This is a genomic window from Mesorhizobium sp. M0152, from assembly GCF_040322415.1.
Taxonomy (GTDB): domain Bacteria; phylum Pseudomonadota; class Alphaproteobacteria; order Rhizobiales; family Rhizobiaceae; genus Mesorhizobium.
The window spans coordinates 1-4,017 of sequence record NZ_JAMYTH010000098.1 but is presented as its reverse complement, the minus strand read 5'-3'; the positions used below and the strand labels follow the sequence as shown (position 1 = coordinate 4,017).

General features: G+C 59.3%; 3 protein-coding genes and 1 pseudogene. 2 read left to right on the top strand and 2 right to left on the bottom strand.

Translation table 11 applies throughout. The annotated features are described in order from the left end of the window. Nucleotides 1-257 precede the first annotated feature (257 nt). On the bottom strand, nucleotides 258-827 hold the full coding sequence (locus tag NKJ26_RS33160; protein ID WP_352700047.1) for a TetR/AcrR family transcriptional regulator: 570 nt from the start codon (nucleotides 825-827) through the stop codon (nucleotides 258-260). A gap of 74 nt (nucleotides 828-901) precedes the next feature. On the opposite strand from NKJ26_RS33160, the gene NKJ26_RS33155 reads away from it, so the two are divergent. After that, complete coding sequence (locus NKJ26_RS33155; protein WP_352700045.1) at nucleotides 902-1,324, top strand: SRPBCC family protein; 423 nt, start codon at nucleotides 902-904, stop codon at nucleotides 1,322-1,324. A 224-nt stretch (nucleotides 1,325-1,548) separates the two neighbouring features. Here NKJ26_RS33155 and ku read toward each other — a convergent pair whose 3' ends face one another. Then, nucleotides 1,549-2,373 carry a non-homologous end joining protein Ku gene (ku, locus tag NKJ26_RS33150; RefSeq protein WP_352700043.1) on the bottom strand — a complete coding sequence of 275 codons (825 nt, stop codon included), beginning with the start codon at nucleotides 2,371-2,373 and terminating at the stop codon, nucleotides 1,549-1,551. 419 nt (nucleotides 2,374-2,792) lie between these two features. On the opposite strand from ku, the pseudogene NKJ26_RS33145 reads away from it, so the two are divergent. Continuing rightward, nucleotides 2,793-4,017, top strand: a pseudogene (locus tag NKJ26_RS33145) (protein adenylyltransferase SelO); the annotation flags it as partial.

The window sequence follows — 4,017 nt, the reverse complement described above, 5'->3', positions numbered from 1 at the left end:
ATCGAAAGCCTGACTCCAGCACCGCGGTGCTCAGGTGCTCATGGCCGCCGGATACGCACGTCTGCGGTCTTCACCGGATGGGTACGCACCGGCTGCAATCAAACTGGTGAGGTTCGCCGTGTGAAGCCGTTCAAACGAGCGTAGCGATGGCGGACCTTATCCTGAGGAATTTCTGCCTTCGACACAGTCTGCGGCCTTTGCGGCACACAACGGCAAGGCGCAGCTATGACCCGAAACGGACCTTAACTGGCTAAGCACTATTGCGCGTTGATCACACCGGCCAAGGCTTGACGGGCAAGCACCCGTATCCGGCTAGGATCGTCAACATGACCTGACACCATCAGGCCGTCCCATATAGCAAGAAGGATGTTCGCGGCGGCGTCTGGATCTGTGCAACCGGTGTCTGCGAGTAGTCTGCGCAGCAAATCACGGTGCCAGCGACGGTGTTCGTCGATGGCTTGCCGAACAGGAGTGGCCGGGTCGGGATACTCAACGGCCGCATTCAAAAAGGGGCAGCCGCGATAGCCCGGCAGGATTGCAGCTTCGCTGATCGTGTCGAAGAGTGCAAACAAGCTGTCACGGGGCGCCCCCGTTGCCAAAGCGCCGAGTGAGGCACGGCCAATGCGATCCTGCTCCTCAATATAGGACAGAACCAGTCCATCCTTGGACGGGAAGTGACTGTAGAAAGTTGCTTTGGCCACTCCAGCCTCAGCAATGATGCGATCGATACCAATCGCACGCACCCCCTCCGCGTAGAAAAGCCTTGTGGCGGTTTCGAGTACACGCAGGCGCGCCGCGCTGGCTCGGCCAGGGTCGGTCTTTGTCATAGTTGACACATACAGACAGGTCTGTGCACAGTCAAGAGGCAGACAACTCTGTCTGCCTATTCTGGAGGGTTGCAATGGCATCAGTCGTAAGGGAAATTATCATCGATGCGTCGCCGGAGACCGTTTGGGCGGTCCACGGCGACTTCGCGGGCGGACCGCTTAAGGGTGTGCCGGGCGTCTTCACAGCCTGCGAAGTGGACGACTCCGGCGTGCGGACACTGACCTTCGCCGACGGCACTGTCGCCAAAGAGCGGCTTATCGCACGCGATGAGGCTGCTCGACGGATCGTCTGGGGGTGGGTCGGAGACGAGGTCGTTCACGACAACACGTCAATGCAGGTGTTTTCAGAGGGCGTTGGCAGGAGCCGGCTTGTCTGGATCCACGATACATTGCCAGACAACCTAGCTAGCTGGTTGGCGTCAGCGATGGATCAAATTGTGCCAGTAATGCAGCGGGCGCTGATGTCTTCAAAAAGCTCCGACCAAACGAGCGCTTAAGCTGGTGAGGTGGGCCATGAGGTTAGTACAGCCTACGACCGAAGGCCGGCTTGCCCATGTCGGACTTCGAGAGTTGGTGGAAACACCGGCTCTTGGAGTCCGACAATATGCGGCCCATGCGACATGCTGCTCGTAGTCATTGCACATGAAAGCCTCCGCGCCCGGCGTCCTGAACAATAGGGCAACTGACAGTCAGGTGAACAGCACCAGCGTCCGATGCCCGATTACGCTGATTTGCGTGCGGTCTTGGCTTTGGGGCGGTCCTTGATGCCTTCCTTGGCGAGGCTCTTGCGAAGGACCGACGCCAGGTCGACAACGTTCTCCTTGGGCTCGGGTGCGGTTTTTGGCAGCTTCTTGCCCTTGCGCTTCGCGTCAATCATCGCGATGAGCGCATCTTCATAGGTGTCCTCAAATTTCGATGGATCGAACGTGGTCACCTTCTTGTCGATCAGCAAGCCTGCAATTTCGAGCAGGTCCTGATCGTATTTAGGGCTTTTCAAGTTCCCGAACACGGTCTCTTCCGAGATCATTTCGTCGTGGGTCCGCAACTCGGTAAGCAGCATTCCCTTGCCATAGGGCTGTATCAGAACTTCGCGCCCGCGTTGGTAAAGCACCACGCAGGACCGCGCCGCCACGCGCTTCTTTGCCATCGCCTCCCGCAGCACGGAGAAAGCCTCGACCGAGGCACCGTCGGCGGGGATCAGGTAATAGGGCTTTTCCAGGTAGCGCGTGTCGATCTCGTCGACGGCGACGAATTCGTCTACCTCCAGCGTATGCGCCGATGTCAGCTTGAGCTTCTTGATTTCGTCGGGCTCGACCTTGATGAAGTCGTCCTTGTCGGTCTCATAGCCTTTCACCTGGTCTTCGCTATCGACAATGTCGCCGGTCTCTTCGTCCACATAGGCGCTTTGGACGGGCAGCCCGTCCTTGCGGTTTAAAATCTTGAAGTGGATCTTGGAGGCCTCGCTGGTCGCGCCCACAAGCTTCACGCCGCATGACACCGACCCCACCTTTAGAAAGCCCTTCCAGACTGCGCGCGGGGCAACCATGCCGTGTCTCCTACCCTACCAACCTCAGCACAACGTCGGTCCGGTAGTTGTGTTCCGCCCTCTTGTCGACCGCGGACACCGCGCGTCGACTTCTCCCTAGAGATCAATTCTCCTCTCGGAAGTCCTCCAGTGAGGCATGGCGCAACTTCTGCTCACCTTTCAGACACTTAACTCGACCAAGCAGACCTGGCCTAGCCATTCGGCCTTCGCTGGCGCGAGAAGCGTCGTAGCCGTTCCGCTCGAAGGCTACTTGCCCGAAGGCACTGACACATCCATTTCTGGCACGTAGCTGGAAATGAAGTTCGAGCATCGCCACATCAGCATACGGACCGGCAGCCTGATGGCACTATTGTAATTGATAACAATCTTTGCGACCGACGAAGCGTCTCGCGACTGCCGTTGATGTTTGAGGAGTGTGAATGACGGTACGCTTTGCATTTGACAACAGCTATGCTCGGCTGCCGAGCTCGTCTTATGCGCGTGTTTCCCCGACCCCGGTCTCCGCACCGCACCTCCTCAAGCTTAACCAGGAGCTGGCCGTCCAGCTCGGGCTCAACCCGGTAGAACTCGCCACGCAGGCGGGTGTTGAGATTCTTGCCGGCAAACGGCTTCCCGAAGGTGCCGAGCCGATCGCTACCGCCTACGCCGGACACCAGTTCGGCCAGTTCGCCGCAGCTCGGCGACGGAAGGGCAATCCTGCTAGGCGAGATCGTCGATCAGGAAGGAGTGCGCCGGGATATCCAGCTAAAGGGCTCCGGCCGAACACCGTTTTCCCGCGGCGGCGACGGGCGGGCGGCGCTTGGCCCCGTTCTGCGCGAGTACATTGTCAGTGAGGCCATGGCGGCTCTTGGCATTCCGACCACTCGGGCGCTTGCTGCGGTCATGACGGGTGATGAGGTGATACGAGAAACCTACCTGCCAGGCGCAGTGCTGACACGCGTCGCATCCAGCCACATGCGGATCGGAACCTTCGAATTCTTCGCGGCGCGCGGGGACGTGGATGCGGTGAGGGCTCTCGCTGATCACGCGATCACCCGGCACTACCCGGATGCCGCGGGTGCTGCTCGCCCCTACCTGGCACTGCTGGAAAGTGTGATTGCGCGCCAAGCGAACCTCGTAGCGCAGTGGCTGCTCGTCGGCTTCATTCACGGGGTTATGAACACCGACAACATGTCTATCGCCGGCGAGACGGTTGACTATGGCCCCTGCGCTTTTCTGGACATCTACAATCCCAAGACCGTATTCAGCTCGATCGACCAGTTAGGTCGCTACGCTTATGCCAATCAGCCTGCGATCGCCCAGTGGAACCTGACGCGGCTGGCGGAGTGTCTGCTGCCCCTCCTGGCTGAGGATCAGGACAAATCAGTGGAGCAGGCCCAAGAGGCGCTTTCTGCCTTCGCAGCACGGTTCAGCGACGCGTATAATAGTGGATTGCGTAGCAAGTTGGGACTTTTGTCGGAACGGGAAGGCGATCTTGCGCTGACGCAGAATCTTCTCGATCGGATGGTCGCTGGCAAGGCGAACTTCACCCTGACTTTCCGACGCCTGAGCGAGGCCGCTATTGGGAAGGGTTTCGGGTGCCGTCGGGCGTACGAAAGCCTCTCATGCAGGAACCCGCGGGCCACAGTCGATGTCTATGGGGAT